At 72.4% G+C, this 24,612-nt stretch carries 21 protein-coding genes and 2 pseudogenes; 17 read left to right on the top strand and 6 right to left on the bottom strand.

Annotated elements, in window-relative coordinates; translation table 11 throughout:
- Window positions 1–616: 616 nt before the first annotated feature.
- Window positions 617–1,225 (top strand): annotated as a pseudogene (locus tag ACZ47G_RS38470) (FAD-dependent oxidoreductase); the annotation flags it as partial.
- A 233-nt stretch (window positions 1,226–1,458) separates the two neighbouring features.
- Entirely contained in the window at window positions 1,459–1,869 is a 411-nt protein-coding gene (locus ACZ47G_RS38475; protein ID WP_465750975.1) for a hypothetical protein, read from the top strand.
- A gap of 84 nt (window positions 1,870–1,953) precedes the next feature.
- On the opposite strand, the gene ACZ47G_RS38480 is transcribed toward ACZ47G_RS38475, so the two are convergent.
- The 4 genes and pseudogenes from ACZ47G_RS38480 to ACZ47G_RS38495 form a co-directional block, all read right to left on the bottom strand.
- Window positions 1,954–2,463 carry a hypothetical protein gene (locus tag ACZ47G_RS38480; RefSeq protein ID WP_465750977.1) on the bottom strand — a complete coding sequence of 170 codons (510 nt, stop codon included), beginning with the start codon at window positions 2,461–2,463 and terminating at the stop codon, window positions 1,954–1,956.
- 35 nt (window positions 2,464–2,498) lie between these two features.
- Window positions 2,499–3,644: a serine/threonine-protein kinase gene (locus tag ACZ47G_RS38485; RefSeq protein ID WP_465750979.1), complete on the bottom strand. Its 1,146-nt coding sequence runs from the start codon at window positions 3,642–3,644 to the stop codon at window positions 2,499–2,501.
- Between the two features lie 254 nt (window positions 3,645–3,898).
- A pseudogene (locus tag ACZ47G_RS38490) lies at window positions 3,899–4,277 on the bottom strand (transposase); the annotation flags it as partial.
- A 349-nt stretch (window positions 4,278–4,626) separates the two neighbouring features.
- Window positions 4,627–5,283 carry a TetR/AcrR family transcriptional regulator gene (locus ACZ47G_RS38495; RefSeq protein WP_465750981.1) on the bottom strand — a complete coding sequence of 219 codons (657 nt, stop codon included), beginning with the start codon at window positions 5,281–5,283 and terminating at the stop codon, window positions 4,627–4,629.
- A 77-nt stretch (window positions 5,284–5,360) separates the two neighbouring features.
- On the opposite strand from ACZ47G_RS38495, the gene ACZ47G_RS38500 reads away from it, so the two are divergent.
- From ACZ47G_RS38500 to ACZ47G_RS38525, 6 genes are all read left to right on the top strand, one after another.
- The gene (locus ACZ47G_RS38500) at window positions 5,361–6,053 is read left to right on the top strand and encodes an NAD(P)-dependent oxidoreductase (protein ID WP_465750983.1); all 693 of its coding nucleotides are present in this window, start codon (window positions 5,361–5,363) and stop codon (window positions 6,051–6,053) included.
- On the top strand, window positions 6,050–6,454 hold the full coding sequence (locus ACZ47G_RS38505; protein ID WP_465750985.1) for a pyridoxamine 5'-phosphate oxidase family protein: 405 nt from the start codon (window positions 6,050–6,052) through the stop codon (window positions 6,452–6,454). The genes ACZ47G_RS38500 and ACZ47G_RS38505 overlap by 4 nt, the downstream gene beginning before the upstream one ends.
- 550 nt (window positions 6,455–7,004) lie before the next feature.
- Window positions 7,005–7,712, top strand: a complete 708-nt coding sequence (locus ACZ47G_RS38510; RefSeq protein WP_465750987.1) for a hypothetical protein — start codon at window positions 7,005–7,007, stop codon at window positions 7,710–7,712.
- 344 nt (window positions 7,713–8,056) lie between these two features.
- Window positions 8,057–9,184 (top strand): GNAT family N-acetyltransferase, encoded by a 1,128-nt coding sequence (locus ACZ47G_RS38515; protein ID WP_465750989.1) that lies wholly within the window; start codon window positions 8,057–8,059, stop codon window positions 9,182–9,184.
- The gene (locus ACZ47G_RS38520) at window positions 9,181–10,356 is read left to right on the top strand and encodes a LuxE/PaaK family acyltransferase (RefSeq protein ID WP_465750991.1); all 1,176 of its coding nucleotides are present in this window, start codon (window positions 9,181–9,183) and stop codon (window positions 10,354–10,356) included. The genes ACZ47G_RS38515 and ACZ47G_RS38520 overlap by 4 nt, the downstream gene beginning before the upstream one ends.
- A complete protein-coding gene (locus tag ACZ47G_RS38525; RefSeq protein ID WP_465750993.1) occupies window positions 10,353–12,854 on the top strand; it encodes an acyl-CoA reductase in 2,502 nt (833 codons plus the stop codon). Before ACZ47G_RS38520 ends, ACZ47G_RS38525 begins: the two co-directional genes overlap by 4 nt.
- A 90-nt stretch (window positions 12,855–12,944) precedes the next feature.
- On the opposite strand, the gene ACZ47G_RS38530 is transcribed toward ACZ47G_RS38525, so the two are convergent.
- Window positions 12,945–14,198 carry a phenylacetate--CoA ligase family protein gene (locus ACZ47G_RS38530; protein ID WP_465750995.1) on the bottom strand — a complete coding sequence of 418 codons (1,254 nt, stop codon included), beginning with the start codon at window positions 14,196–14,198 and terminating at the stop codon, window positions 12,945–12,947.
- 127 nt (window positions 14,199–14,325) lie between these two features.
- Window positions 14,326–14,463 (bottom strand): hypothetical protein, encoded by a 138-nt coding sequence (locus ACZ47G_RS38535; RefSeq protein WP_465750997.1) that lies wholly within the window; start codon window positions 14,461–14,463, stop codon window positions 14,326–14,328.
- Between the two features lie 674 nt (window positions 14,464–15,137).
- Here ACZ47G_RS38535 and ACZ47G_RS38540 point away from each other — a divergent pair.
- The 9 genes from ACZ47G_RS38540 (at window position 15,138) to ACZ47G_RS38580 (ending at window position 24,341) form a co-directional block, all read left to right on the top strand.
- Window positions 15,138–15,935 (top strand): hypothetical protein, encoded by a 798-nt coding sequence (locus ACZ47G_RS38540; RefSeq protein WP_465750999.1) that lies wholly within the window; start codon window positions 15,138–15,140, stop codon window positions 15,933–15,935.
- Between the two features lie 83 nt (window positions 15,936–16,018).
- Entirely contained in the window at window positions 16,019–17,617 is a 1,599-nt protein-coding gene (locus ACZ47G_RS38545) for a M16 family metallopeptidase (RefSeq protein WP_465751001.1), read from the top strand.
- A 176-nt stretch (window positions 17,618–17,793) separates the two neighbouring features.
- Window positions 17,794–18,105 (top strand): hypothetical protein, encoded by a 312-nt coding sequence (locus ACZ47G_RS38550; RefSeq protein ID WP_465751003.1) that lies wholly within the window; start codon window positions 17,794–17,796, stop codon window positions 18,103–18,105.
- The gene (locus ACZ47G_RS38555) at window positions 18,102–18,314 is read left to right on the top strand and encodes a hypothetical protein (RefSeq protein WP_465751005.1); all 213 of its coding nucleotides are present in this window, start codon (window positions 18,102–18,104) and stop codon (window positions 18,312–18,314) included. The genes ACZ47G_RS38550 and ACZ47G_RS38555 overlap by 4 nt, the downstream gene beginning before the upstream one ends.
- Window positions 18,311–19,009 carry a helix-turn-helix domain containing protein gene (locus ACZ47G_RS38560; RefSeq protein WP_465751007.1) on the top strand — a complete coding sequence of 233 codons (699 nt, stop codon included), beginning with the start codon at window positions 18,311–18,313 and terminating at the stop codon, window positions 19,007–19,009. Before ACZ47G_RS38555 ends, ACZ47G_RS38560 begins: the two co-directional genes overlap by 4 nt.
- Window positions 19,010–19,065: 56 nt before the next feature.
- Window positions 19,066–21,399 (top strand): helicase associated domain-containing protein, encoded by a 2,334-nt coding sequence (locus tag ACZ47G_RS38565; protein WP_465751009.1) that lies wholly within the window; start codon window positions 19,066–19,068, stop codon window positions 21,397–21,399.
- Between the two features lie 204 nt (window positions 21,400–21,603).
- Entirely contained in the window at window positions 21,604–21,906 is a 303-nt protein-coding gene (locus ACZ47G_RS38570; protein WP_465751011.1) for a hypothetical protein, read from the top strand.
- 708 nt (window positions 21,907–22,614) lie between these two features.
- On the top strand, window positions 22,615–22,809 hold the full coding sequence (locus tag ACZ47G_RS38575; protein WP_465751013.1) for a hypothetical protein: 195 nt from the start codon (window positions 22,615–22,617) through the stop codon (window positions 22,807–22,809).
- Window positions 22,810–24,128: 1,319 nt separating this feature from the next.
- On the top strand, window positions 24,129–24,341 hold the full coding sequence (locus ACZ47G_RS38580) for a cold shock domain-containing protein (RefSeq protein WP_465751050.1): 213 nt from the start codon (window positions 24,129–24,131) through the stop codon (window positions 24,339–24,341).
- Window positions 24,342–24,612: the final 271 nt, after the last annotated feature.

The following is a 24,612-nucleotide window of genomic DNA, read 5'->3' on the forward strand; positions in this document are numbered from 1 at the left end:
TGACCGGACCCCGCCGGTCAGGTCGTCGTGGCGGCCCGGTCCTCCCCGTCGCGGGGCGTGCGGTTGTCGGTTTGCCAGCACGTCGCCCGGCACCGTCGAGCCCGCCTGGCGTCGCAGCGTGCCGATCGCCGGGTCGCAGATGGAGACCGTGAGCCGGTAGGGCGGCCGGCCGACCGGTGACGGTGTTGTGCGAGTCGGTCGGCGCTGTCAGGCGCTGCTGGACGGCGAAGCCGTCGAAGCCCGGGCACAGGGCCTCGGACGGGAGGGTCACCTGGACGGATCCGCCGCTCTCGGGCCCGATGTGGACGGTGTCGCTCGCGTCGGAGGGGGTGTCGTCGTCGGGTGTGAGCGGGAGGCCGTGGGCGCCGGCGACCAGGCCGTCGGGGCCCTCGATCTCCGCCGCCACGCCCTGCGGGCCCAGGTGGTGCGGACAGGTCCAGCCCGCGGGCAGCGCGCCCCGACAGCGGTGGCAGGCCCGTGCCGGTGGTCTGTCAGCGCCCTGCCGGTGCGTCCTGGAACCGTGTCGGTGAGAGCCCGCCGGTGTCCCGCCGCCGGGCCGTGACCAGGCAAGGAACCAGAGCCATGACCCCCGACATCACGATCATCGGCGCCGGCCTCGTACGTCGAGACGTACCTGTACGACGCCGACAGCCGCCACTCCGCGTCGGCGCGGGCGGTCGGCGGGGGGTCGATGTTCGCGATCGAGCCGGGGCGGGCGCAGCTGGGGGCGCACCGGGAGAACGACGCGATCCTGCACACGTACGTGATGCTGCGGAAGCCGCGTGAGTGGTTCGACGGCGTCGACTTCGGTGTCCCGGGGGAGGCCGCGGCGCGCATCGCGGCGGAGTTCGAGGGCTGGGCCCCGGAGCTCAGGGCGCTGATCACCGACAGCGACACCGTGCCGGTCCTGCGGCCGCTGTACGCCCTGCCGGCCGGGCACCGGTGGGAGCGGGTGCCGGGGGTCACGCTGGTGGGGGACGCCGCCCACTTGGCCGTCTCCAACGGCGAGGGCGCCAACCTGGCCCTGCTGGACGGTGCCGAACTCGGCCTGGCCTTGGCCGCCCGCCCCGGCGACGCCGAGGACGCGCTCGCCGCGTACGAGCGGGAGATGTTCCCGCGGGCGGCCCGCTCCGCCGCGGCCGGCGAGGAGTTGAGCGAACTGTTGCACGGCGACGACGCGCCCCACGGGCTGATCGCCGCACTCGCCGGGGCCGGCCCGGCCTGACGCCCCGCGGGCCGGCCGCAGGCGGGGGTGTTCACCCGGGGCACGTGCACGCAGCCCACCCTGTCGGCCCTCCCCGCCGCCCGGGCGTCGCCCGCTGACCTCTCCGCGTACACGCGAGTTTGTTAACATCGCGGCTCGCGCGGACACTTGGGGCCCGCGCAGGGGGAGACGGAGCGAGATCCATGAGCGTGCCCACCGAAGTCTCACGGTTCCGCCTGGGCCACCGGACGAGCATGACCCGCACCGAGGGGGTGCGCAGCACGACCTACCGGTCGCAGTGGCACCTGTTCCCGCTCGGCGCGAGCCGGCGCCCGGAGTCGGGGTCCGTCGTCCTCGACGCGTTCTGCGGGGACTGCCGCGTCCCCATCAGGGTGGTGCTGGAGTCCGAGCCGACCGCCGCGCAGAAGCAGCGGACCCGCGGCACCCTCGGCCGGCTCCTGCTCGCGGCGGGGATCGTCCTCGTCGTCATCGCCTGCCTCATCGGCGGCGGCGGCGCCGTTCCCGGCCTGTCGGGCGTGACCGGCCTGCTGGCCGTGGCCACCGGCTTCGGCGTACGCAGCGCCGGCAAGACGTACCCGGGCGTCCACCTGGACCGCAACCAGCCCGCCACCCCGGACACCCCGCACCGGATCTTCGTCCGCTGACACCGCCGGACGGCGATCCGAACGTCCGCTGGGCCGGGTGCGACTGCCCGGCTGCCGGGGTGGTCCCGGCGGAGCGGAGCGTCGTCAACCTCGCTCGCCCGGAACGCGGATGAGGCGGCCGAGCATCGCCATCACGGTGATCCTGGCCCTCTTGTCGTTCGTCACCGCGCAGTGGGCATCGACGCCTCGCTCGTCCGGTGCCTCGTCCGGCTCGGCCAGGCCCAGCCGGATCAGGTCGACGGCGTACTCGTGGCACCGGGAGAAGTCCGCCGCGGCGCTCACGGCCTCGACGTGGTCGATGCGGCCGGGATCCGCGGCGCGCAGCAGCGCCGGGCTGGGCGGCGGACCCAGCACCTCCTTGATCCACCCCGAGACGGTCTCCCGGGAGCCGCCCCGTTCCAGCCCCGAGGAGGCCGCGGCGGCGAGCGCCAGGCGGATCAGGAGCGTCCCGAACCAGGCCGCGGCCTCGGCCGGAGGCGTGCCCGTGCCCGCCGGCGGCATCACGGCCCGGTACAGCGCGGCCGGCTCGTCGGCGTGCGCGGCGACGACGACCGACTTCACCGCGTCGCCGAGGGCAGCCTGATCGATGGTCATGTCGACGGTTCTCCCCACAGTTGGCGGCCGTCAACTTACCGCTCCGGCGCGGTGAACGGCTGCCGAAGGGCACATCCGCCCGCTGCGCGCGCCGGCGGGGTGTCCGCATCGACAAGCCGCTGGACGGGCAGCGGGCCTGCCGCAACTGCATCGCCAAGTCCCGTGTCGAAGAATGCGTCCGCTGTGGTGCCCGCCGCGAACCGGCGACCCGCGACGAGGATGGGCGTCCGCTGTGTCCGAACTGCCTGGTCACCGACCCCACGAACACCGAGGTCTGCGTCAGCTGCGGCGACCGACGGCGAGTGCGGACCCGCACGGCCGACGGTCCCCTCTGCCCCAACTGCTGTCCGCTGGCCGTCCTGGCCTGCTCGATCCGCGGCCGCACCGCACCCTGCACGCTCTCCAAGCTGACCGGCCTGCCCCGGTGCGGCGGCTGCGACCGGCGTCAAGCCCACTGCACCGTCTGCGGACGGCTTCGCGGAATCCACTCCGTCACCGCCGCGAGCCTGTCCGAGAACGCCCTTGACTGCCGCCATTGTCGCCGTGGGGGTGTCCCTCCGGAACGGTGAGGTTCCCTCCACGGCCTCGAACAGTGTCGCCCCGAGCGACCACAGGTCGACGGCCGGGGTGTCCGGTGTGCCGTCGAAGCGTTCCGGCGCGAGATATTCCAGGGTGCCGATGAACGAACCGGTGGCGGTGAGTTTCGTATCGGCGTGGTTCTTCGCGATACCGAAGTCCGCTAGCAGCACCGTGCCGTCGCGCGCCCGCAACACGTTCGCCGGCTTGACGTCCCTGTGGATGATGCCGGCCGCGTGCGCCGCACCGAGCGCGGACAGTACCCCGGCGGCGATCCTGCCCACCTCGCCCGGGTGGAGGGGTCCGCGGGCCTCCAACTCCTCGGCGAGGGAACGCCCGTCGACCAGGCGCATCACCATCCAGGGGACGCCGCCGTCCAGAACCGCGTCGTGCACAGCCACGATATTCGGGTGGTTACGGAGGGCGGCGGCGTTCCTCGCTTCCGCCAGGGCACGCTTCACCGCCTCGTCGCCATTGAGCCGGACTTCTTTCACCGCAACGTCCAGATTCAGCGTCTCGCCACGGGCACGCCACACAGTCCCCATGCCGCCGATGCCTAAGCGCTCGATCAGCCGGTACCTGCCCGCGATCAACCGTCCGTCCACAAACCGCCCCTGTCCTCCGCGTTGGCTACCGGTTGAACAGGGTAGTGGCCAGGGCGTGCAAAGTCTGATGATCTCGGATCGATGCCGGTCAGTTGAGTCCGAAGAGGGCCAGTGGCCGCTCAAAAAGCGGAGGGCCATCTCGCGGAGTCCGGCGGCGATGTTGGTGTGGCCAACCAGCCCCACAGTCTGCCGCGGGCCTGCCCGCGCTGACGGGCGGGTGTGTCCAGCGACTGGTGTATCTCGTGTTGTGTGAGTTACCGGCGGCCGACGGAGAGTCGGCCGCCGAAGGCGATGTCGAAGGCCTGGAGCGCGGGCTTCCAGCGCATGGTCCAGCGTTTGCGTCCCTGGCCGGTGGCGTCCAGGCTCATGACGGCCATGTAGACGCACTTGAGCGCGGCGGCCTCGTTCGGGAAGTGCCCCCGGGCGCGGACGGCCTTGCGTATGCGGGCGTTCACGCTCTCGAAACGATGCCCGCACTAGGTGGACCACGCAGGTCTGGGTGATGGCCTGCGGCCAGACCGTCGAGATGGCCTCCGGCAGGCCCTTGAGACCGTCGCAGACGACCATGCACACGTCGTCGACGCCGCGGTTCTTGATCTCGGTCAGGACCTGGAGCCAGTACTTGGCGCCCTTGCCGCCGTCGCCGGGCTGCCCTCGCGATCTCGGGGCACCTCGATCTCGACCGGGCCGGCGTCAACCCGCTCGCGGCCAGGACCGCCCAGGAGGCCCGGGTCCAGGCCCTGGTGTCGGCTCCGGCCCCGGTCGCCGCTGCAGCGCCCGTCGCAACGCCTGCCGCAAGTCCCGTGCCCGCGCCCGTCGGGGTGCCGCGTGACACCGAGCCGGAAGGACCGTCTCCGGTCTGACGGCGTACGGCTAGGCTGGGGAACGAATCCTCGGCCCCGGGCCGTGCCCACAGGTCTCCGCCACCGCTACTGCTGCCTACCTCTGCCCACGGGTAGCCGCACCGGAGGCGCCGAGGCGGTCAAGGCCGGACGGCGCCTCCACCGGAGGCCGGTGAGTCACGACGGCCTGCTCCGGCGCCCGCCGTGCTGCGCGGCCTCGGGGCCAGTGCCGCCCGCAGCGCCGGGGTGAGGATGCGGCGGGTCTCGGACGGGGTGAGGGCGGCGGGGGTGGGGAGGGGGTTGAGGTAGCGGGTGTAGACGAGGCCGCCGAGGATCGTCACCACGGCCGTGGCGCGGGCGGTCGCGTCCCGGCCGCCGAGGAATTCAACAAGCCGGGTCAGCAGCTCGCGTTCCAGGTATTCGCGGATCACCTCGGCCGCCTCCTCGCCCCGGGTGGTCAGCTGCCGGAAGTCCGCGTCCTCCCACAGGTCCGTCACCGCGTCGATCAGGCGGTCGGGGAGGGTGGCCGGGTCTCCGCTGAGGACGGCGTCCACCGTCAGCGCGTTGGCGCACTGGAACTGCATCACGTCCGCGAACAGGCCCTTCTTCGACCCGAAGTGGTACGCGATCAGCGCCGGGTCGACCTCGGCGGCACCAGCCACCGCGCGCAGGGTGGTGCGCTGGTAGCCGTGCTCCAGGAACAGCGCACGGGCCACGGAGACGATCGACTCGCGGGTCGGGGGGTTGCCGCGGCGGCGGCCTCGCGGTCGGGCGGGTGCGGGGGCGGCGTTATTCATCGGCGTTGAGCCTGCGTTGCGTGGTCGGCAGTGTCAATGGCGTTCCGGGATTCACACGAAAGGGATGACCCGACACCATGCGCATCGCTGTCTTCGGCGCCAACGGACCGACCGGCCGCCACCTCACCGACCAGGCCCTCGCCGCCGGCCACGAGGTCGTCGCCGTCACCCGCCGCCCCGGCTCCCTCCCCGCCCGGCCCGGCCTCACCGTAGCCGTCGCCGACGCCACCGACCCGGCGGCCGTCGACGCCGCGATCGGCGGCACGGACGCCGTCCTCTCCGCGCTGGGCGCGCGCTTCAGCAGGGAGGCCGTCACCACGTACTCGGCGAGTGCCTCGGCCATCACCGGCGCCATGGCCCGCCACGGCGTCAAACGGCTGCTCGCTGTCAGCTCCAGCATCGCCAACCCGAACTGGCGCCCCACCGGCGCCCACTTCTTCAATCACGTACTCGACCCGCTGGTGAATCGGCGCCTCGGCCGTACCCTCCAGGAGGACATGCGCCGCATGGAGGCCGTGATCCGTCGGACGGACCTCGAGTGGACCCTCGTCCGGCCCTCGGGCCTCTTCGAACACCCCGCTGTCACGGACTACCACACCGCCGAGACGAGCGCCGACGGCGTCTTCACCGCCCGTGCGGACCTGGCCGCGAGCATGCTGCGCGAGCTGGAGGACCGGCGATACGTCCGAACGGCCATGGGCGTCATCACCACGGCCGTGAAGCCGAACATCGCCAAGCTGATCTGGAACGAGGGCGTAAAGAAGAAGTGAGCCGGACGACCTTCGAACTCCCCGTCACCACAAGGGCGTTCCTCGCTCGCCCGGACACGGCCACCCTCACCACACTCCGCCTCGACGGCACCCCGCACGTCGCCCCCGTCCGCTTCACCTTCGACCCGGCCACCGGACTGGCCCGGGTGACCACCCGGGCGGGGGCCCGCAAGGCACGGAACGTGGCGTCCACGGGACCGGAGGCCCGGGTCGCGCTCTGCCAGGCGGACGGCTTCCGCTGGGCCACCCTCGAAGGCCGGGCCACCGTCACCGACGACCCTGAGCGCCTGGCCGAGGCCGTCCGCCGCTACACCGCTCGCTACCGCGCGGCCCCACCCGCCCCACCAGACCTGGTCGTCCTCGAGATCGCCGTCGACCGCGTCCTGAGCCTCAACCTCTGAACCCCCGTACCGAACGAATCCCCGGACCGAAAGCGAAGTGACACCGCGATGCCCACCCTCCCCGTCCTCGACTCCACCCTCCACCACCGCGAGTCCGGCGCGCCGGCTCCCGGCGCCTCCGAGCCGCCGGGAGCCGCTGTGAGCTGATGGAATCCACCAGAGGCGTTCATGTCAGGTTCGTCTGCTGCTTGCCGCATCCGACTTGATGGGCCGTCCCACCATTGGCCGTGATCGTCGTCAGGATCCCGGGAAAGAGGTTGCGTGCCCGGCGAATCCCTCCCGCCGGTTTCCCTTTTCCGGTTCCACCGTCCCCGGCCGGCCGGAAACCCTCGGCGAGAACTCCGACGGAATTGCCGTTCGCGCCGTGAACCGGATTCGGAGCCACCGCCCACCGGATGACGGCCCGGAGCAGCGGCTCCGGCGCAACGCCCGGGCCGTTCCCGAACGCCCACCCGGCTCGACCAGCGGGGCGGTACAGTGAAGAGATCGTCCGTGTCCTGATCGTCGGCGCACCCGCCCGTCACGCACACGCACACTTCCGGGGGGAACGATGACGACACGCGCCCGCACACTGTCCACCGCCACGGCCCTGGCCGGGGCCGCGGCACTCCTGCTCGCCGGATGCGGCAAGAAGGACGTGCCCGCCCTGAACTTCGGCTCCGCGCAGCCGTCGGGGAACCGGCTCACCGCCCAGCCGCCGTCGGGTCGCTCGCTGGCGCTGGCCCAATGGCCGCACGCCTGCGAGGTGCTGGGCGACGCCGAGATCAAGGCGATCCTGCCGCAGGCCGCCGGCATCAAGCGAAAGCCGGTGAAGGTCACCGTCATCGACTTCAACCCGCTGGCCGAGGCGGACCCCGGCACGACGGGCGACGCGCCGGACGCCGGCTGCAAGTTCGGCTTCGGCCTGCCCGACAAGTACGAGAGCGACAGCAACAGCAGCGTCACGCTCACCTTCACCGCCGTCGCCGACCCCGCGCTCGTCGCGAAGGGCTACGCCAAGGACCTGGCCCGCGCCCGTGAGGACGCGACCAAGTACCACAAGGAGTTCCAGGACCTCGGCACCTCACTGGGCCCGCAGGGCTGCTACACCGACGACCTCGCCAGGGGCAACCTGACCTGCCACCAGGGTCCGTACGAGTACGAGCTGAGTGGCACCTCGATGGCCGGCGGCGTGGGGGAGTACGCGAAGGCGGACCGGAACTGGAGCGACAAGGTGCTGCGCCAGGTCGCCCGCACCCTCAGCGCGCGCATGCCCTGACGGCGGCGAACCGGCCCGCCCGGCATCCGGCCGACCGCCGGCGGCGGGTGGGCCGACACCGCCAGAGGAACCCTGACGACCGGTCGGGGAACGGCCGGACAACGTTCAGCGGAAGTTCATTGGTTCAATTTCGTACGTATTTCGCGTGCTTGTGATTCTCGTCGCATCCAAGCCTTCTGACAGCCTTTTAGCACCGTGACGGTCCGGCGCACCGTTGCGTGAGCGTTACTGTGGTGGAGCGGCAATGTGGCTGCTCGGACCGGGCACGCCTGCTTGCGACTCAAGTTTCTTTCGTGGTGCGCGTGCGATGAACCGTGTTCGCGCCGCCTTTTGGGAGAGGCGACTTGGCCCTCGAATTCATCCCGGCCCGTCTAGACGACGTGGACGGTCTGTTGACGCTCTACCGCCAGGTGTACGGGCGGAGCTACGCGCTGCCGCTCGGCACCGACCCCGAGGTGATGGCCCGTGAGATCACGGCCCCGGACACCACCTGGCTGGTGGCCCGGGAGCCCGGCGGCGACCGGCTGCTCGGATCCATCCTCGGCACGGTCGACCCGGCCGCGCGGATCGGCAAGCTGCAGGGTCTGGTGATTCACCCGGACGCCCGTGGGCTCGGCGGGGCCAACCTCGCCGTCCAGCATCTCGCCGACCAGCTGCTGACGGGCGACCACCCGGTCGACTCCGTGTACGCCACCGCCCGGACCGACACCACCGCCCCGCAGCGCATCTGCCTGAAGTCCGGCTTCCGCGCGCTCGGCGTGCTGCCGAACCTGCGCAAGGCCGCCTGGCACGAGACCATGGTGCTGCTGGCCAAGCACCGCGCGGGCGTGCTGGAGCAGCGGCTCCCGGTGTACAAGGTCCCGTCCGAACTCGGCGGGCTGGTACGGGCGCTGGCGGACGTGCCGGGGCCCGCGCAGCGACCGGAGCTCGTGGACGAGCCGCTGCCCAGGCCGAGGAAGGGCGGCAGCGTCGTCCGGGAGCTGGAGTTCATCGACGCGCCGGCCTTCGTGAGCCGCCGGTTCGACGGGCTGGAGGAGTGCTTCTACCCGTTCCACGAGCCGAACGTCATGCTCTCCGCCGCCGACGGCGCCTACGAGGTGTACGCGCACCTCAGCCCCGCCGACGGGTACTGCACGCTGATCGGCATCGAGCTCGCGGAGATCGGCGAGGAGCTCGACACCATCACCGACGGGCTGGCCGCGCACGGCGCCCGGTACATCGAGGCCCTGGTGCCGCTGGACAGCTACCACCTGTTGCGCCGGCTGCTCGGACACGGCTTCCTGCCGGTGGCGGCCTACCCCGCCATGCGCCGGGAGGGCGAGGGCTTCCGCGACCACGTGGTACTCGCCCGGATCCTGCAGCCGCTGGACTTCCGGGGCCTGGCCATCGACGCCGCGTTCCAGCCGTTCACCGAGCAGTACATCGAGCTGTGGAAGAAGCAGCACCTCGACACCCACGGGATATTCCAATGAACACGTACCTCCAACCGGTCTCGGTACCGGACCCCGAAGCACTCGCCCACGTACAGCAGCTGGTCGACCTGGCCGAGCCGTACCGCGCCGGGGACGACGTGGACGCCCTGTTCACGGCGGCGATGAACGAGATCAACGCCTGGCACGCCGAGCGCTCGCCCTACTTCGGCAGGCTGTGGGAGGCCGAGGGGCACCCCCTGGAGTCCATCGAGGAGCTCCACCGACTGCCGTTCGTGCACGCCAACTTCTTCAAGCTGCACGAGGTGCTGTCGCTGCCGCGCGAGGAGACGCTGCTGACCCTGACCTCCTCCGGCACGACCGGCCAGAAGTCGCAGATGGCCTTCGACGACTTCACCCTGCGCAACGGCCAGCGGATGGTCGCCCGGGTCTTCGACCACTACGGCTGGATCAGGTCCGAAGGCGACGAGCCGGTCAACTACCTGCTCTCCAACTACCAGCCCCGGCCGGGCCTGAACCTCGGCACCTCGTTCACCGACGAGTACCTGTGCCACTTCGCTCCCGTCCGCTCGGTCGAGTACGCGCTCAAGCACACCGGCAGCGGCCACGAGTTCGACCCGTTCGGCTGCGTCCGCGCGCTGATCCGCTTCGCCGAGGAGGGCGCGCCGGTCCGGATCCTCGGCTTCCCCGCCTTCCTCTCCTTCACGCTGGACCGGATGCGCGAACTCGGCCTGCCGCCCCTGCGGCTGAACCCGGAGTCTCTGGTGGTCTTCGGCGGCGGCTGGAAGGGCAACGCGGACAAGCAGGTCGCCAAGCCGGAGCTGTACCGGCGCATCCACGAGCAGCTCGGCATCCCGGACGGGCGGATCCGCGACGGCTACGGCGCGGTGGAGCACTCCGTCCTGCACATGGAGTGCCCCAACCACCGGCTGCACGTCCCGGTCTGGGCCCGCCAGCTGGTCCGTGACGTGCGCACGCTCCAGCCGCTGCCGTACGGCGAGAGCGGCTACCCCCAGTTCATCTCGCCGTACATCACCTCGGTGCCGGCCCAGTCCGTGCTGATGGGCGACCTCGTCACCCAGCACGCGCCGGAGGAGTGCGGCTGCGGCCTGCCCACGCCCTGGTTCGAGGTGCACGGGCGGGCTGGGCTCAGCCGCAACCGCAGCTGCGCCGTCGCCGCCGCCGAACTGCTCAAGACCGAGGGGACAAAGTGACTCAGCACTACTGGCAGGGCGCGTGGGTGGACGACGCGGAGGCGGCGGCCCGCCTGGAGCGCCTCGACGAGTACGCCGCCGGTGCGCTGGCCGAGCGGCTCAGCCCGATCACCGTGCTCGCCGCCTGCGACCGCCTGGCCGTCGCGCTGGCCGACCCGGCGGGCGAGCACGCCGTCAAGCTGGCGGGTCTGCTGCGCGAGGCGGGCGTGCCCAAGGACGAGACCTCGCGGACGATGCGCGACCTGACCGAGGCGCTGTCCCGGGAGGCGTTGGAGGTCAAGCTGACCCGCGAGCTCGGCGGCATCGACCCCGGGCGGCTGGCGCGCTTCGACTTCCGCCGGGAGATCTTCGAGGGCTGGCTGCCGGTCGGCCTGCTGGTGCACATCGCTCCCGGCAACGCACCCGCCGCCGCGGCGCTCACCGTGGTTGAGGGCCTGCTCGCGGGCAACCTCAACGTCGTCAAGACCAGCGGCGAGGGGCGGTTCACCCATGAACTGCTCGCCGCCCTGGCCGAGTTCGACGGCACCGGGGCGATCGCCCGGCAGGTCGTGGTGCTCGGCTTCCCCTCCTCGCGCACCGACTGGCTCCAGCGGCTGTGCGCGGCCGCCGACGCCGTCGCCGCCTGGGGCGGCGAGGAGGCCATCGCCTCGATCGCCGCGCTGATACCCGCCGGCTGCCGGCTCGTCGACTGGGGCCCGAAGCTCTCCTTCGCGTACCTGACGGCCGACGCCTGGTCCGCCCCCGAGACGCTGGACGGCATCGCCGACGACATCTGCCGCCTCGAACAGCAGGCCTGCGCCAGCCCGCAGGTGGTGTACCTGGACACCGAGGACGAGGACGAACTCTTCGCCTTCGCCGAGCGGTTCGCCGCCGTGCTCGCCGTCCGCGCACCCGCACCGCAGGACCGGGAGCAGCTGGAGAGCGCCGAGATCACCAACACCGTCCTGGTGGCCCGGCTGGAGGAGCACCTCGGGCTCACCAAGGTGCACGCCGCCCCCGACGCGAGCTGGCACGTGCTCGCCGACACCCGCAGCGCGCTGCGCGCCTCGCCCCTGCACCGCACGGTCTGGGTCAAGCCGCTGCCGCGCAAGCGGATCGCCGAGGTGCTGCGCCCGATGCGCCGCTACCTGCAGAGCGCCGGGATCGGCGCGAGCCGCACCGACACCGCGGAGCTGGCCGGCGCGGTGCTGGCGGCGGGCGTCCAGCGGGTGACGGTGCCCGGCGGAATGCTCGGCAGCTACGACGGCGAGCCGCACGACGGCGTGTACGCGCTGCAGCGCTACAGCCGCCGGGTGGACGTCCAGCTGGACGGGCGGTTCACCGGCGACGCCTGCCTGGACGACCTGGTCGGTGCGCGCGCGCTCACCCCTCCGGCGGTCGCGGTGACCGCCAAGACCGAGTTCGAGCAGCTGCAGACCGACCTCAGCCGTGCGGAGGTCTTCTTCCGCAGCGGCGGCAGCTCCGGCGCGCCCAAGCTCTCCGCGTTCAGCTGGGACGACTACCACGAGCACATGCGCTCCGGCGCGGAGGGCCTGCTCGCGGCCGGGTTCGACCCGCGGACCGACCGGGCGATGAACCTCTTCTTCGGCGGGCAGCTGTACGGCGGGTTCTCCAGCTTCTTCTCGGTGCTGGAGACGCTCGGGGCGGTCCAGTACCCGATGATGGCGCAGGACGACCACGCGGCGGTCGCCCGGTCGGTGGTCGAGCACCGGGTCGACACCCTGTTCGGCATGCCGAACTACCTGCTGCGGATCTTCACCGAGGGCGCGGACCTGCTGCGCGGGTACCGCGGTGTACGCAAGCTCTTCTACGGCGGCGAGCACTTCCCGGCCGGCCAACGCGAGTGGCTGCGCGAGGAGTTCGGGGTCGAGGTGATCCGGGCCGGCGCGTACGGCAGCGTGGACGCGGGCCCGCTCGGCTACCAGTGCCCGGACGCGCCGGAGCGGGTCTACCACCTGTTCAGCGGACTCCACACGCTGGAGATCCTCGACCGCGAGGAGGACCGGCCCGCGTCGGCGGGCGAGGCCGGGCGGCTGGTGTTCACCGCGCACACCCGGCGCGGGCAGCGGCTGGACCGGTACGAGATCGGCGACCTCGGGCGCTGGCTGACCGAGGACTGCCCGTGCGGTCGGCGCACCCCGCGTTTCGAACTGCTGGGGCGCTTCGGCGACATCTTCCGCAGCGGCAGCCACTTCCTCAACTACCGGCGGTTCGTCCAGGTCGCGGAGGAACGGCTGGAGCACCACGGTGCGCTGCAGATCCTGCTGGACGAGGACGACGCCGCCAACGAGACGCTGACCGTCCGGCTGGAGGGCCGGCCGCAGGACGGGCCGGGCGTCCGGGAGTTCCTGGACGGGTACCCGGACCTCGCGGCGGCGGTGGAGCGGGACCGGCTGGTGGACCTGCGCGTGGAGTGCGTCCCGGCCGCGGACTTCGCGCAGACGGCGGCGAGCGGGAAGCTGCTGGCCGTGGTGGACCGGCGGTCCAGGAACCGCTGACGTTCCCAAGGGCGCGGGGCACCCGCGCGAGCGGCCGTGCATCGTGGGAAGGTGCACGGCCGCTCGCGCGATTCTCCCAGCGCGCGGACGTCAGTTCGCGCGCTGGTCGACGAGGCGGATCAGTTTGCCCGTGCGCGGGTTGATGTCCAGTCCGTCCGGTCCGACCCACTCGAAGGCGAGCGGGTGGATGTTCTCCTTCCGGACTTCCGCGCCGAACATCGGCCGGGCCTCGTCCAGCACGGCGAGCAGCTCCCGCTCGAAGTCGGCCGAGCGGGCCGGGCCGGCCAGCCGCAGGAGCAGTTCGTCCTTGGCCTCGCGGTGCCGGAGCACGACCTGCAGGTCGGCGACCGCGCCCTGCCGGTCGGCCCGGGCGGCCATGGCGCGCAGGTCCTCCAGGTAGACGGTGACCACGCCGACCCGGGCGCCCTCCTCGGAACGGCCGAGCAGCCGGAAGCGGCGTCGCGGGTAGTCGACCCACTCGGCCATGTCGCCGACCGGGTAGCGGATCACCGGCATGAGACGACGCACCAGGTCGGTGGCGACGACCCGGCCCGCACAGCCCTCCTCGGTGATCGGCTCGCCGGTCTCGGGGTCGAGCAGCTCGATCACCTTGTCGGCGGTGAACACCTCGTGCACCCGGGTGTCCGGCTCGTCCGCCACCGGCCCGGCCAGGATGCCCGCGTCCACACTGGCGTAGCCGATTGAGCGGACCCGCGCGTTCGGGAAGGCGGTGGCCATGAGCGCCAACTGGTCGCCGTAGAAGGCTTCTCCGGCGAACAGCGCCAGCCGGACCTGCGGCAGCGTCCCCACGGTCTCGGTCACCTGGCGGGCCAGCCGGCACAGTGAGGTCGGCGGTGTGGCGATCACCGTGGCGCGGAAGTCCCGCAGGGTCTCGACGGTGTAGTCCAGTGGCGCCGCACCGCCGATCGGCAGTTGCACCACCGGGACCGGCGCCTCCTGGAAGGCGTTGAGGGTGAAGACGAAGCTGGAGTACAGCTCCCCGGCGTAGAACAGATTGGCCGCCCGGTCGCCCGCCCGCACCCCGGCGGCGGGCAGCCCGCCGGCGAAGCGCCGGGCCATCGCACGCCACTCGTCGCGGGTGTAGACCGAGACGCGCGGTGCGCCGGTGGTGCCGCCGGTCTTGAAGACGATGCCGTCCTGGTGCGGGCCGGTGAGCAGACCGCTGCGCTCGATGCCGTGGGCGCCCCAGTAGGCGGTGTGGTCGATCAGCGGCAGCGCGGACAGGTCGGCGACGTCGTCGGGCAGTCCGGCGTAGAGGTCGCGGTAGAAGGGCGAGTGCCCGCGTACATGGGCCAGGAGATCAGCTAGCTGATGATCAGTCATGTCATCCAAACCTGCGATGTGATTGCCCGTTGATCGTAACCGCATCGCCGCGGGCCGGACGCCGTGCCACCCGGCCGGGCACGGCCGGAAGCGGACCGGTGAGCGGCGACTTCACTACGCCCACCACTCAGTGCTGCCGCCAGCCCGGGTCCGTGGCCCTGGCGACGAGCTGGGCGACGTCCAGGACCGGCGTGCGGGGCTGGTCCGCGTAGGCGTTGTCGCCGTTGGCCTCCGCGATGCTGACGCCGGTGCCGTCGGGCAGCATGGCCTCGACCGTCCAGCAGTCGGCCGGATCGCACCCGCTGCCGTCCGCCGTACGCCGCCGTCCGGGTCAGCTGCTGCCCGGACCGCACGCCGCCCTCGAAGGCCCGCCGGGGGTCGCCGGCGCCCTGCTCCAACCGGGGATCGACGGTGATCACCAGCGCGCTGGTCCGCCCGTCGGCGGATGACCGTCAGGTGTGCGGCGCCCGGGCCGGTCTGCGGTGTGCTGCCGTTGTCGTGCCGCACACCGGCTGGCAGCAGCCGGTCGGCGGTCGCCAGGATGTCGGCCGGCCGCGGCGCCCCGGCCACGTCCGTCCCGGTCGTCGGGGTGGCGAACTCGGTCGCGGAGCGCTCGGAGAAGCCCGCCGGTGACATCGTGGCCACCGTCCTGCGTGAGCTGGACGCCACCTCTCCACGCCGCTGCCCCGCCCGGGCGAGCCGCCGGTCCGGGGACCAGGGATATCCCCGTGCACGGTGATCACCGATCGACCTATGATCCTCCGCATGCCTCCTGCCGCCCGCCTGAGAATGCCGGTCCACGACCTGCACACAGCGTTCCCGAGCCTCGCCCGACTGCGGACCGCAGCCCGCGCCGGCGACTGGGGCGCCGTCAGGACGCGGCTGTCAGAATTCGGCGAAGGCCAGGACCTCGCTGTAGCGGCCCGGACGGTAGCGGACATGCGTGGCGCCGACACGTGGCTCCAGGGGGCGCTGGGCACCGCCGGCGAAGGGCCCGAGGGCGTGCTCGCCCGTTCGCTGCTGGCCTACCACCACATACGCACCGGCTGGAGGGTCCGCTCCGGGTACAGCGCGCAGGACGTCTCCCGTGAGCGGTTCGAGCAGTTCCACGACTACCTGCGCCGGGCGGAGCGGCTGCTGATCGAGGCCGTGGGGATCGACCCCTCGCATACGCTCGGCTGGTACCTGCGGCTGATGACCGCCAGGGGCCTCGAGCTCGGGCAGTCGGAGGCCAGGCGCCGCTACGACCGGCTCGCAGCCCACCAGCCCGGGCACTACCCGGCTCAGAGCCAACTGCTGCAGCAACTGTGCCCGAAGTGGGGCGGCAGCTGGGAGGCCGTGCACGCGTTCGCCGACGAATGCCGCCGCACCGCTGTGCCGGGCGGTCTCGGCGCGGTGATCACCGTCGAGGCACACCTGGAGCACTGGGTTGATCTCAGCGATGCCGAGCAGCACACGTACTGGTGGCGTGAGGGCGTACGCGAGAGCCTGATCGAATCCGCCGAGGGGTCCGTCCTGAACCCCGGCTTCGAGCACAACCTCAGCTGGATCAGAGCGCACACCCAGTTCGCGGCCGCGTTCAGCTTCTCCGGCCAGCCGCTCCTGGCCGCGCCTCACTTCGAGGTACTGGGCGACCTCACCACCGAGTACCCCTGGGACCTGGTCTCCGGCCAGCCCGATGCGCTGTGGCGTCGTCACGCGGACGCCGCCTGGGCCGCCGCGGCGAGGAAGGCCTGACCACCGTGACAGTCGTCCACACTCAGGTCGACGGCATCGAGACCGTCCTCGCTCCCGACACCGGCCCGCTGCGCGCCGGGCTGATGTTCCGGGTCGGCCGCGCCGACGAGACGCTCGCCACCGCCGGTATCACTCACCTGGTCGAGCACTTGGCCCTGCATCGGCACGATCTGACGGCTTATCACTTCAACGGCGTGACGAGCGCGACGGAGACCCACTTCGTCGTCGAGGGCTCACCGGCCGAGGTGGTGTCCTATCTGAACGGGGTCTGCGCCGCGCTGCGGGATCTTCCGCTGGACCGCCTCGAGGTTGAGAAAGAGGTTCTGCGGACCGAGGCCGCCGGGCGCGGCAGCGGTGGACGGCTGCCGCTGTGGCGCTACGGCGCGCAGGGCTACGGCCTGCTCAGCTACCCCGAGCACGGCCTGCACCGCATCGGCGCCGCCGATGTCACCGCCTGGGCCGAGCACTGGTTCACCCGGCAGAACGCGGTGCTGTGGATGACCGCGGGCGAGGTTCCCGAGGGGCTGGATGTGAAGCTCCCGGACGGCGAGCGGCAGCCGGTGCCGGAGGCGACGTCCGCACTGCCGCGTACTCCGGCGTACTTCACCGGAGAGGAGGCCGGTGTCGCGCTGCAGGCCGTCGTCGGCTGCGGCACGGCGGCTCGTGTGTTCTCAGATCTGCTCAGCCGGGCGCTGTTTCGCGAACTGCGTCAGGAGGGCGGCCTGTCCTATCAGGCAGCCAGCAGCTACGAGGCACGCGACGGCGGGAACGCGGTCATCACCGCCGTCGCGGATGCGCTGCCGACGAAGCGTGAGGCCGTGCTGGGAGGCTTCGTGGACGTTCTGGCAGGCCTGCGCATGGGCAGGATCGACGCGGCCGAGCTCGACGCCGTGCGTAACCGCTCGCTGGAGCGGCTCGACCAGGCGGACGCCGCCGCACGACTGCCGGGGTACGCCCGCAACCTGCTGATCGGCCACCCCGACCCCGCCGACGACCAGGCCCGCGCCGAACTCATGGCGCTGACGGTCGAGGACATCCGGCGCGTCGCCGAGGAGGTCGCCGTCTCGGCGCTGGTGATGACACCGGCGGGCACCGGGGGCGAGTGGGCCGGACTTCACCCGGCACCGACCACCTCGCCCGACCGTGTCGCCGGGCGGCACTGGCGCTCGTTGGCGCACCACGGCCACGCCCTGGTGGTCGGCGACGACGGGGTCAGCCTCATATCCCCGCACGGGCAGGCCACCGTCCGGTACGCGGACTGCGTGGCCGCCTTGGCCAGCCCCGACGGGGCCCGGTACCTGACCGGGTCCGACGGCATGAGCGTGGACATCGAGCCGACGTTGTTCGCGCTACCCGCGGACGAGATCGCCCGTATCGACGAGGCCCTGCCCCCCGAGGTCGTCGTTCCTCTGCCTGCCCGCACCCGGGAACAGATCCCCCGCCCCCCGGCGAAGAGCGCCGCCGCCGTCCGGGGCGGGCTGTGGTACGGGTGGCTCGCCGACCGCCTGGTCCGCTTCGCGGATTGGCTGCTGTTCATCGCCTTCCTGTGCGTCCTCGGAGCGTTCGCCGTGTACGGCGGAGGAGATGAACCGGGTACGGTCGGCTTCGCCGTCGGCGCCGTTCTCGCCGCCGTCCCGCCGGTGACCGTTCGCACGGTGCGGCGCGTCCATGCACGGAGCTGACCGCGTGACGACGGTCGGCGGCTTCTGGCCGGCCTGGAGTGGTGTGCATCTGCGGGAGCTCGGTTACACGTGGCTCTCGGTCTTCTGCTTAAGGCGTTCGTAGGGGGTCTGGCCTCCGAGCGCGCCGTGCGGGCGGTGGAAGCTGTAGTTGTCCTCGGCCGTAGCGGGAGAGCGCGGTGCGCAGCTCGTGCAGGGTGGCCGGCCTGGCCAGGGCCGGGCTCTCGTGGTCGGGCTGGGTGGTCACCGGGGCCTCCTTCGTGGTGGCCCTGCACGCGAAGCCCGGCACGGTCGTCTACTTCGGCACCGACGGCATCGCCCTGACCGAGCGCCAGCCCTGGCCCTACCGGGGCGAGCCCGGCGACTACCTCCTCAAGGGCCACCTGACCGGCCCGGTGGAGCACCCGACCAGCCAGGAGCAGTACCTCGAGCTGCGCGGCCTGGGCCGCGCCGAACTCGCCGCCCAGAGCCCTGAGGGAGGTATGCGGTGACGATCTGCACCCACGTTCTGACGACGGTGATGCACGCGCCGTCCTGGCTGGCCTGCGAGGAATGCCAGGCATCGTTCCTGCACCGGAACGACTGCTCCGGGCTCGGCCCGCCCGGCTGCGCGGAGCGTTGCATGGGCGGGGCCAACCCGCTTGTCGCCGCGCTCGACGCCCTGTACATCCGGCCCGCCTACACCGGAGGTGACCGGTGAGTCCGGCCGACTCGAACCACCCCAACGAGGCCGCCCGCCTGACCCAGCAAATGCTGGACCAGGGCTACACCAAGCGGCAGGTCGCGAGGCTGCTGGGCCGCGATGCCAGCCTGATCTCGCAGTTCTTCACCAAGGGCAAGGGCGCGAGCATGGTCGGCGCGCTGCGCCAGCTGGTCCGGGCGGTCCGGGGCGGCGAGCGCGACGGGGCGGCCCTGTCCAGGATCGCCGAGGCGAACACCGAGCGGCGTACCACCAAGAGCGGTCAGAAGGCCCGGGTGCGCGGCAAGGACACCGTCGGCGAGGCGGGCGGGTCGATGGCCGGCCGGGCCGGGAAGCAGGCGATCAGGTCCGGGGCCTCCCACCTGGCCCCGGTGGTGCACGAGACCGGCCGGGCCGGTGGCCGCCTGGCGTTCACGGTGCGGATGAAGGCCGACCAGTACGTGTACTCGGCCGGGTCCGAGCAGGACTCCGGCGGGATCCGGCGCGGGTTCCTCCCCCGTGCGGACGGCACCGAGGAGCGCACCTACGGCTCCGCGTCCACGGGTGGGTTCGACGCTGCCGAGTGGTCCCAGCGGGTCGCTGACCACCACGGCGACGTCACCGAGGCGATGCGGGCCTGGCTGGTGGAGACCGGTCGCGCCGTCGAGGACGCCGACATCGCCTACCTGGAAGTCCGCGGCTGGATCCCCGAGTAGCACCGCCCACCCCCGACCATCCGGCACCACCAAGCCGCCAGAGGAGAACCACCGCCGTGGAGACCACCACCGCCGAGCAGGACGTTTTGACCGGCACGCCGACCGTCCCGGCGCAGCCGTCCGGTACTGCCGTGAACCCGTTGCCGCTGCACTGGTTCCAGAAGGAGGCGGTGGCGGCCGCGGTGCGTGAGGTGAAGGCCGGCGGCCGCGCGACGGTGGTCGCGGCGACTGGTTCCGGCAAGACCCTGATTGCCGCTGGCTGCGCGCGGCGGCTGGCCGCGAGGGGCCGGGTGCTGGTGCTGATGCCGACGATCGAGTTGCTGGAGCAGACCGCCGAGGCGTGGTCGCTGCGGGGCGGGCGTCGGGGTCTGGCGGTGGCGGCGTGCTCGCGGGAGGAGGCGCTGGAGAGCGCGGAGGCCGGCGGGCGTATCGACGCGGCGGTGACCACTCGGGTCGCCGCGCTCACCGACCTGGTCAACGGCGCCCCGGACGACCAGCCGGTCACCGTGTACGCGACCTACGCGTCGCTGGAGCGCATCGTCGAGGCCCACTACGGCTGGGGCCTGGCGCAGTGGGACCTGGTCGTCATCGACGAGGCCCACCGCACCGCCGGCGCCGAGGGCACGGCCTGGGCGGCCGTCCACGACGACGCCCAGGTCCCGGCGAAGCGCCGGCTGTACTTCACCGCGACGCCGCGGATCGCCGACGACCGGCGGGCGAAGGACGGCCAGGCCGACCTCGCCGGCACCGGCGGCGAGAGCGCGGAGAAGCTCCCCGCGTTGTGCTCCATGGATGACGAGACGATCTACGGCCCCACCGTGTTCACCTGGACGCTCGGCCAGGGCATCGAACACGGCTACCTCGCCGACTACCGCGTCCTGGTCCCCGTCGTCACCGACGAGGACCTGCGCGACCTGCTGAACCTGCCCGCCGTCGCGGACCTGCGCTCCCAGCGCAGCAACGAGGAACTGCTGCGCCTGGCGTTGCAGATCGCGGTGCTGCGCGCGGTTGCCGACCTGGGCCTGCGCCGGGTGATCACGTTCCACTCGCGGGTGGCGGGGGCGAGGGAGTTCGCGGACAGCCTGCTGGGCGCCTCGGAGTTGTTGAAGGACGCGGACCGGCCGGAGCGGATCTGGGCCAAGGCGGTCGCGGGCACCGACCGTCTCAGGGACCGCCGGGCCGCGTTCGCGGAGTTCAAGGCCCACACCGGAGACGACGGCGAGGAGTGCGGCATCCTCTGCAACTCCCGGCTCCTGACGGAGGGCATCGACGTCGCCGCCGTCGACGCGATCTGCTTCGCGGACCCGAAGTCGAGCGTGATCGACATCGTCCAGGCCGTCGGCCGCGCGCTGCGCCAGTCCTACCGGCAGGGCAAGGTGTCCTGGGTCGTCATCCCGGTCTACCTGCCGGCGCCGGCGGTCGGCGACGACGGCACGGCGGCCGCGGATCCGTCGGAGGTCCGCGAGGTGGGCGCGGCGGTGAAGGCCGAGGCCGACACCGAGCTTGAAGCGTCGTCCTTCCGTACGATCTGGCGGGTCCTGCGAGCGCTGGCCGCGCACGACGCCCGGGTGGTCGGCCGGATCACCGAACTGCGCGGCACCCGCTCCCAGCCCACCGCCCACACCTCGACGCAGGCCTCGGCCGAGGGCGGGACGGCCGAGGGCGAGCAGCAGCCGGCCCCGGTGGAGTCGCCGGTGGAGTGGCTGCGGATCGATGCCCGCCGCCACGCCGCCCAGATCCTGCAGTCGGTGAAGCTGCGCGCGTTCAACCCGCGGGCGACCGAGTGGCAGCGCATGCACGCCGTCGCCGCCAGGTTCCACATCGAGCACGGCCACCTCGACCCCACCGACAGGACGCGGCACGGCGAGCTGATCTCCTGGCTGGACCGCCAGCGCCACCTGAACGGCCAGCACCTCCTCGACCCGGCCCGGATCTCGGAGCTGGACGCGCTGGACATGATCTGGTCCAAGCACGCCAACGCCTGGGAGCGCGGTCACGCCTACGCCCGCGCCTGGGCCGCCCGGCACGGCCACCTCGCCATCCCCGCGACCGAGAAGCTGGACGGCTACGCGGTGGGCGCGTGGATGCGCCGCCAGCGCAAGGCCGACTCCCTCACCGGCGACCAGGTGGCGAAGCTGGAGGCGCTGGACGAGCTGTGGCGCCTGGAGCCGGACTGGAACCGCTCCTACCGCCGCCTGCTCGCCTACCTCGCCGCCGGCGGAACCCTGGACGGCCCCGCCAACCGCACCGGCGGCGAGGCGGACCCGACCTTCCGCCCCGGCACCTGGCTGCGCAAGCAGGCGGCGGCCCGCTCCGAGGGCAAGCTGGCCGACCACCAGGCCGCGCTCCTGGACGCGCTCCACCGGCACGCCGAGACCGTCACCGGCTGACCGCCCCGCAAGACCCCGCCGTCTTGGCCCGGGTGGGCCGGGACGGCTGTGCGTACGCCGTGTCCCTCGAACAGGTGACGCGTTGGGCTGGGCATGGGACACAACCTGAGGTGCGATCGTTGTCGTCGCCGCGCGCCGCACGACCTGACGAGCGAGGCGGCCGAGGACTGGAATGGGAAGTGGGAGGGGGGCCGCCTGGTTCTGGTGCTCTGCCCGGCCTGCCAGGTCCCGGCCGAGTCGGCGGAGGCCGAGGCCAACGCGGCCGAACTGCGGGTGCGGCACGAGGACGGCGGGCAGTTCGTGCCGGATCCGGTGGTGTGTATGACCGGGACCGTGGAGCGGCCGGGCACTGTCCTGTACGGCAGGGACCACCTGACGCGGGTGCTGCTGACCGGCAGGACCGAGGACGTCTGGGCGGTCGAGCGGCTGCCGGCGGGCACACGATGCGTGGCGACCGTAGGCGGGGTGACGATCTACCGTCCCCCGGCACGCTGCGCCGGGTCGTGAGCTGGCTGGAGCACACCCGCACCGCCGCCCTGGCGCCGTGCGGCGCTGAGCCTGCCCGGCCGGTGGTGCGCCGCCGGTTCTGACAGGCCACCAGGCGCCGCCCGCACCCGGGACGCCGGGCCGGCCCGCAGAGCGCTCTCCTGGGCGCGCTGCGGGCCGTCTGGGACGCGGCCGGGGCCGCCGCGGCGGCCGCATGTAGGTACCACCGCAGACACCACCGGGGGCACCACCGCGGGTACGTGCGCAGGTACCACCGCAGGTACCCCGCCACTCCCGGCCGGTGCCGCGCGTTTCCCCAGGTCAGACGGCACGCGCGGCGGGCCGGAAAATCAGACGTACCCCTTCTGTCCGTCTCTCTGCCCTGATTGCTGGTGGGTGGTGCGTGGGTGGGTGACGGTCCGGACGGCACGGGTTCCCACCCTGCGGGACCGTCCTGATGGTGAGCGCCCGGCGAAGACCGGACGCCGCTGCGGCCCGCCCGCCGCCTGGCCGGGTCGTGCCCTTCGCCGCAACCCGGGCGCCCGTCCAGGCCGTCGCCGGCCGGGACGGCGGCCAGCATCTCGGCGGTGGCCGGGTTCTCCTCGGCGGCCAGGTGCAGGTCCGCCACCGCACCGCGCAGCCCGGCGGCCGCCGTGCCGACCAGGACCACCAGAGTCGGGCGCAGGCTGCCAGCTGCGCCGCAGTCTCTTCGGCGCCGACTCCGGGGCGGTGGCGTTCGACGAACGCCCGCAGGCGGTGCCGCTCTTCGCCGGTGCTGGCGGTGTAGGCGAGCTCGGCGGTGGGCCGGTACACCCCGCCGCCTGCGACCGGCCGCTCCGGGGCGGGGAGGAGGTCGAGCGGCTCGCAGGCCTCGCCGCGCTCCTGGACGCGCTCCACCGGCACGCCGAGACCGTCACCGGCTGACCCGCCCCCGCAAGACCCGCAATCCCGGCCCACCCAGGGCCGGGACGGCTGTCCGTACTCCGCTCCCGACTTCCGGAGGCACGCGCCCTCCGCCTCGCCCAGGACCACCAGCTCCTCCTGGAGGCCGCCGAAGGCCTGGCTGCCGTCATCCCGCAGTACCTCCCCGTCCGGCCGTCACCTACGACACCGCCGCCCGCCCAGCTGCCCATCGCCCTGGCCCCGACGACCACCCGGACCGGCCGGCTGACCGCGTGAAGACGGGCTCTACCCGATCGGCAGTGGCGATGACGGCCGGTGTGGTCGGCTGCGTTCGGGCCCGGCTGGTACCAGTGCCGGATCGGTGGTTCCCAGGCGGTCGCACGCATGCGGCCCGCACCGGGTGGGCGCGAGTCCATCCGTACCGCCCACGTACGCCCTGCGAGGTGGACCTGTTGGTCTCTCCTGGCGAAACGGGCAACTTTCGCATGCTCACAGGAGGCCGGTTAGTGCACAGATGAGACGAAGCGCGGGGAAGCGGTCGCAACGCCGGTGCCCGCGCGGAATCTGGATTCGGCCGAGGAGGGCTTATGACACTGGACCGTGGTCATCTGCCGATTTCGGTGGACGGCAGCGGGCGATGCCCAGCCGCAGCCGTCCGCCGTCGGGTTGCCGCCGTGGAAGGTGAGGAAACGGCCGCCTTCCGCGATGCGAAATGTCCGTCACTTCCACGGCGGCTGGCGCTGCGTTCGGTGGCGCCCCTCGCGGCCGTCGCCCTACTCCTTGCTGTGGAGAGCCCGGCCGCGGCATCTGAAGCGGCCTCCGCAGCGGAGCCGGCCAACGACGGGGTACAGATCATCACCGCGAGTGCCACGGGCAGTGTCCTGTCCTGGACCGGCAGCTACTCCTGCGAGGCGCCCATGCTGGCCGCCACCCTCACAGTCACCGCCACTGACTCCGCCGGTCGCTCCGGATCGCAGACCATCCTCCTCTCCTGCCTGGGCGCCCCTACCGGCCAGCCGGTCCGCGGGCGTGTCGACGACGCCGTTCTGGGCTCGGACGGCAATTGGGGCGACGACGTCACGGTGACCGCCACCTTGATCGGCGCGCTCGGCACTGTCCTGGGATACGACCAGATCGTGCTCCTTGACAACCAGGCGGGCGCGGCGAGCCTCGACAGCGCGACTGCGGCAGGGAACGGGAAACTGGCAGTGGCTGGCGAATTCATCTGCCCGGCAGCTGGAACCGGCACCCTCACCGTCAACGAGAGCGCACCCTTCCAGGACGCCGTCCTGGCGACCGGCACCCTATCCCTCACCTGCTCCGCCCCCGGGGCCCAGGCCATCTTCACCTTCCCCACCGGCCGGCCCGCGACCGGCCACGCCTACAAGGCCCAAGGCACGGTGAAATGGTTCAATCCCGACAAGGGCTACGGCTTCATCACGCCCGACGACTCCAGCGCCGACGTCACCGTGAGGCTCGATGCCGGCACACCAGCGGGCCAGCGAGCCCTAGAAGCCGAACAGAGGGCGACGTTCGCCAAACGATCAATTTAGTACTCCCAACTGAGCTTCCCCCTCTGGCGGTCAACGGCCCACTTCCCGTCGCCTGTCAGACGTTTCCCACGGTCGGATCCACCAGGTACCTCGGCTGCGCCAGGCCCTTATGCAGGATGCCGCAGTCCCATGCAGCATTGGGTGGATGGGAAGGGTATTGCCGGGTGGCTCGCTTTTCTCATTCCGAGTCCTGTACGACACGGCCCTGACCTTGACCCGGCACCCGTGGCGGACAGCCGCGCGATCGATGCGCACGCCTCTGGGCTCCCCT

Source organism: Kitasatospora sp. NPDC030952 (genome assembly GCF_055571335.1).

What these genes read in the sequence shown, in the direction of transcription:
- ACZ47G_RS38475 (WP_465750975.1), top strand. Translation starts at nt 1,459, where the DNA reads ATGACCCGCACCGAGGGGGTGCGCAGCACGACCTACCGGTCGCAGTGG.
- ACZ47G_RS38495 (WP_465750981.1), bottom strand. Translation starts at nt 5,283, where the DNA reads ATGAATAACGCCGCCCCCGCACCCGCCCGACCGCGAGGCCGCCGCCGC.
- ACZ47G_RS38540 (WP_465750999.1), top strand. Translation starts at nt 15,138, where the DNA reads ATGCGTGGCGCCGACACGTGGCTCCAGGGGGCGCTGGGCACCGCCGGC.
- ACZ47G_RS38520 (WP_465750991.1), top strand. Translation starts at nt 9,181, where the DNA reads ATGAACACGTACCTCCAACCGGTCTCGGTACCGGACCCCGAAGCACTC.
- ACZ47G_RS38480 (WP_465750977.1), bottom strand. Translation starts at nt 2,463, where the DNA reads ATGACCATCGATCAGGCTGCCCTCGGCGACGCGGTGAAGTCGGTCGTC.
- ACZ47G_RS38500 (WP_465750983.1), top strand. Translation starts at nt 5,361, where the DNA reads ATGCGCATCGCTGTCTTCGGCGCCAACGGACCGACCGGCCGCCACCTC.
- ACZ47G_RS38510 (WP_465750987.1), top strand. Translation starts at nt 7,005, where the DNA reads ATGACGACACGCGCCCGCACACTGTCCACCGCCACGGCCCTGGCCGGG.
- ACZ47G_RS38530 (WP_465750995.1), bottom strand. Translation starts at nt 14,198, where the DNA reads ATGACTGATCATCAGCTAGCTGATCTCCTGGCCCATGTACGCGGGCAC.
- ACZ47G_RS38545 (WP_465751001.1), top strand. Translation starts at nt 16,019, where the DNA reads ATGTTCCGGGTCGGCCGCGCCGACGAGACGCTCGCCACCGCCGGTATC.
- ACZ47G_RS38535 (WP_465750997.1), bottom strand. Translation starts at nt 14,463, where the DNA reads ATGCTGCCCGACGGCACCGGCGTCAGCATCGCGGAGGCCAACGGCGAC.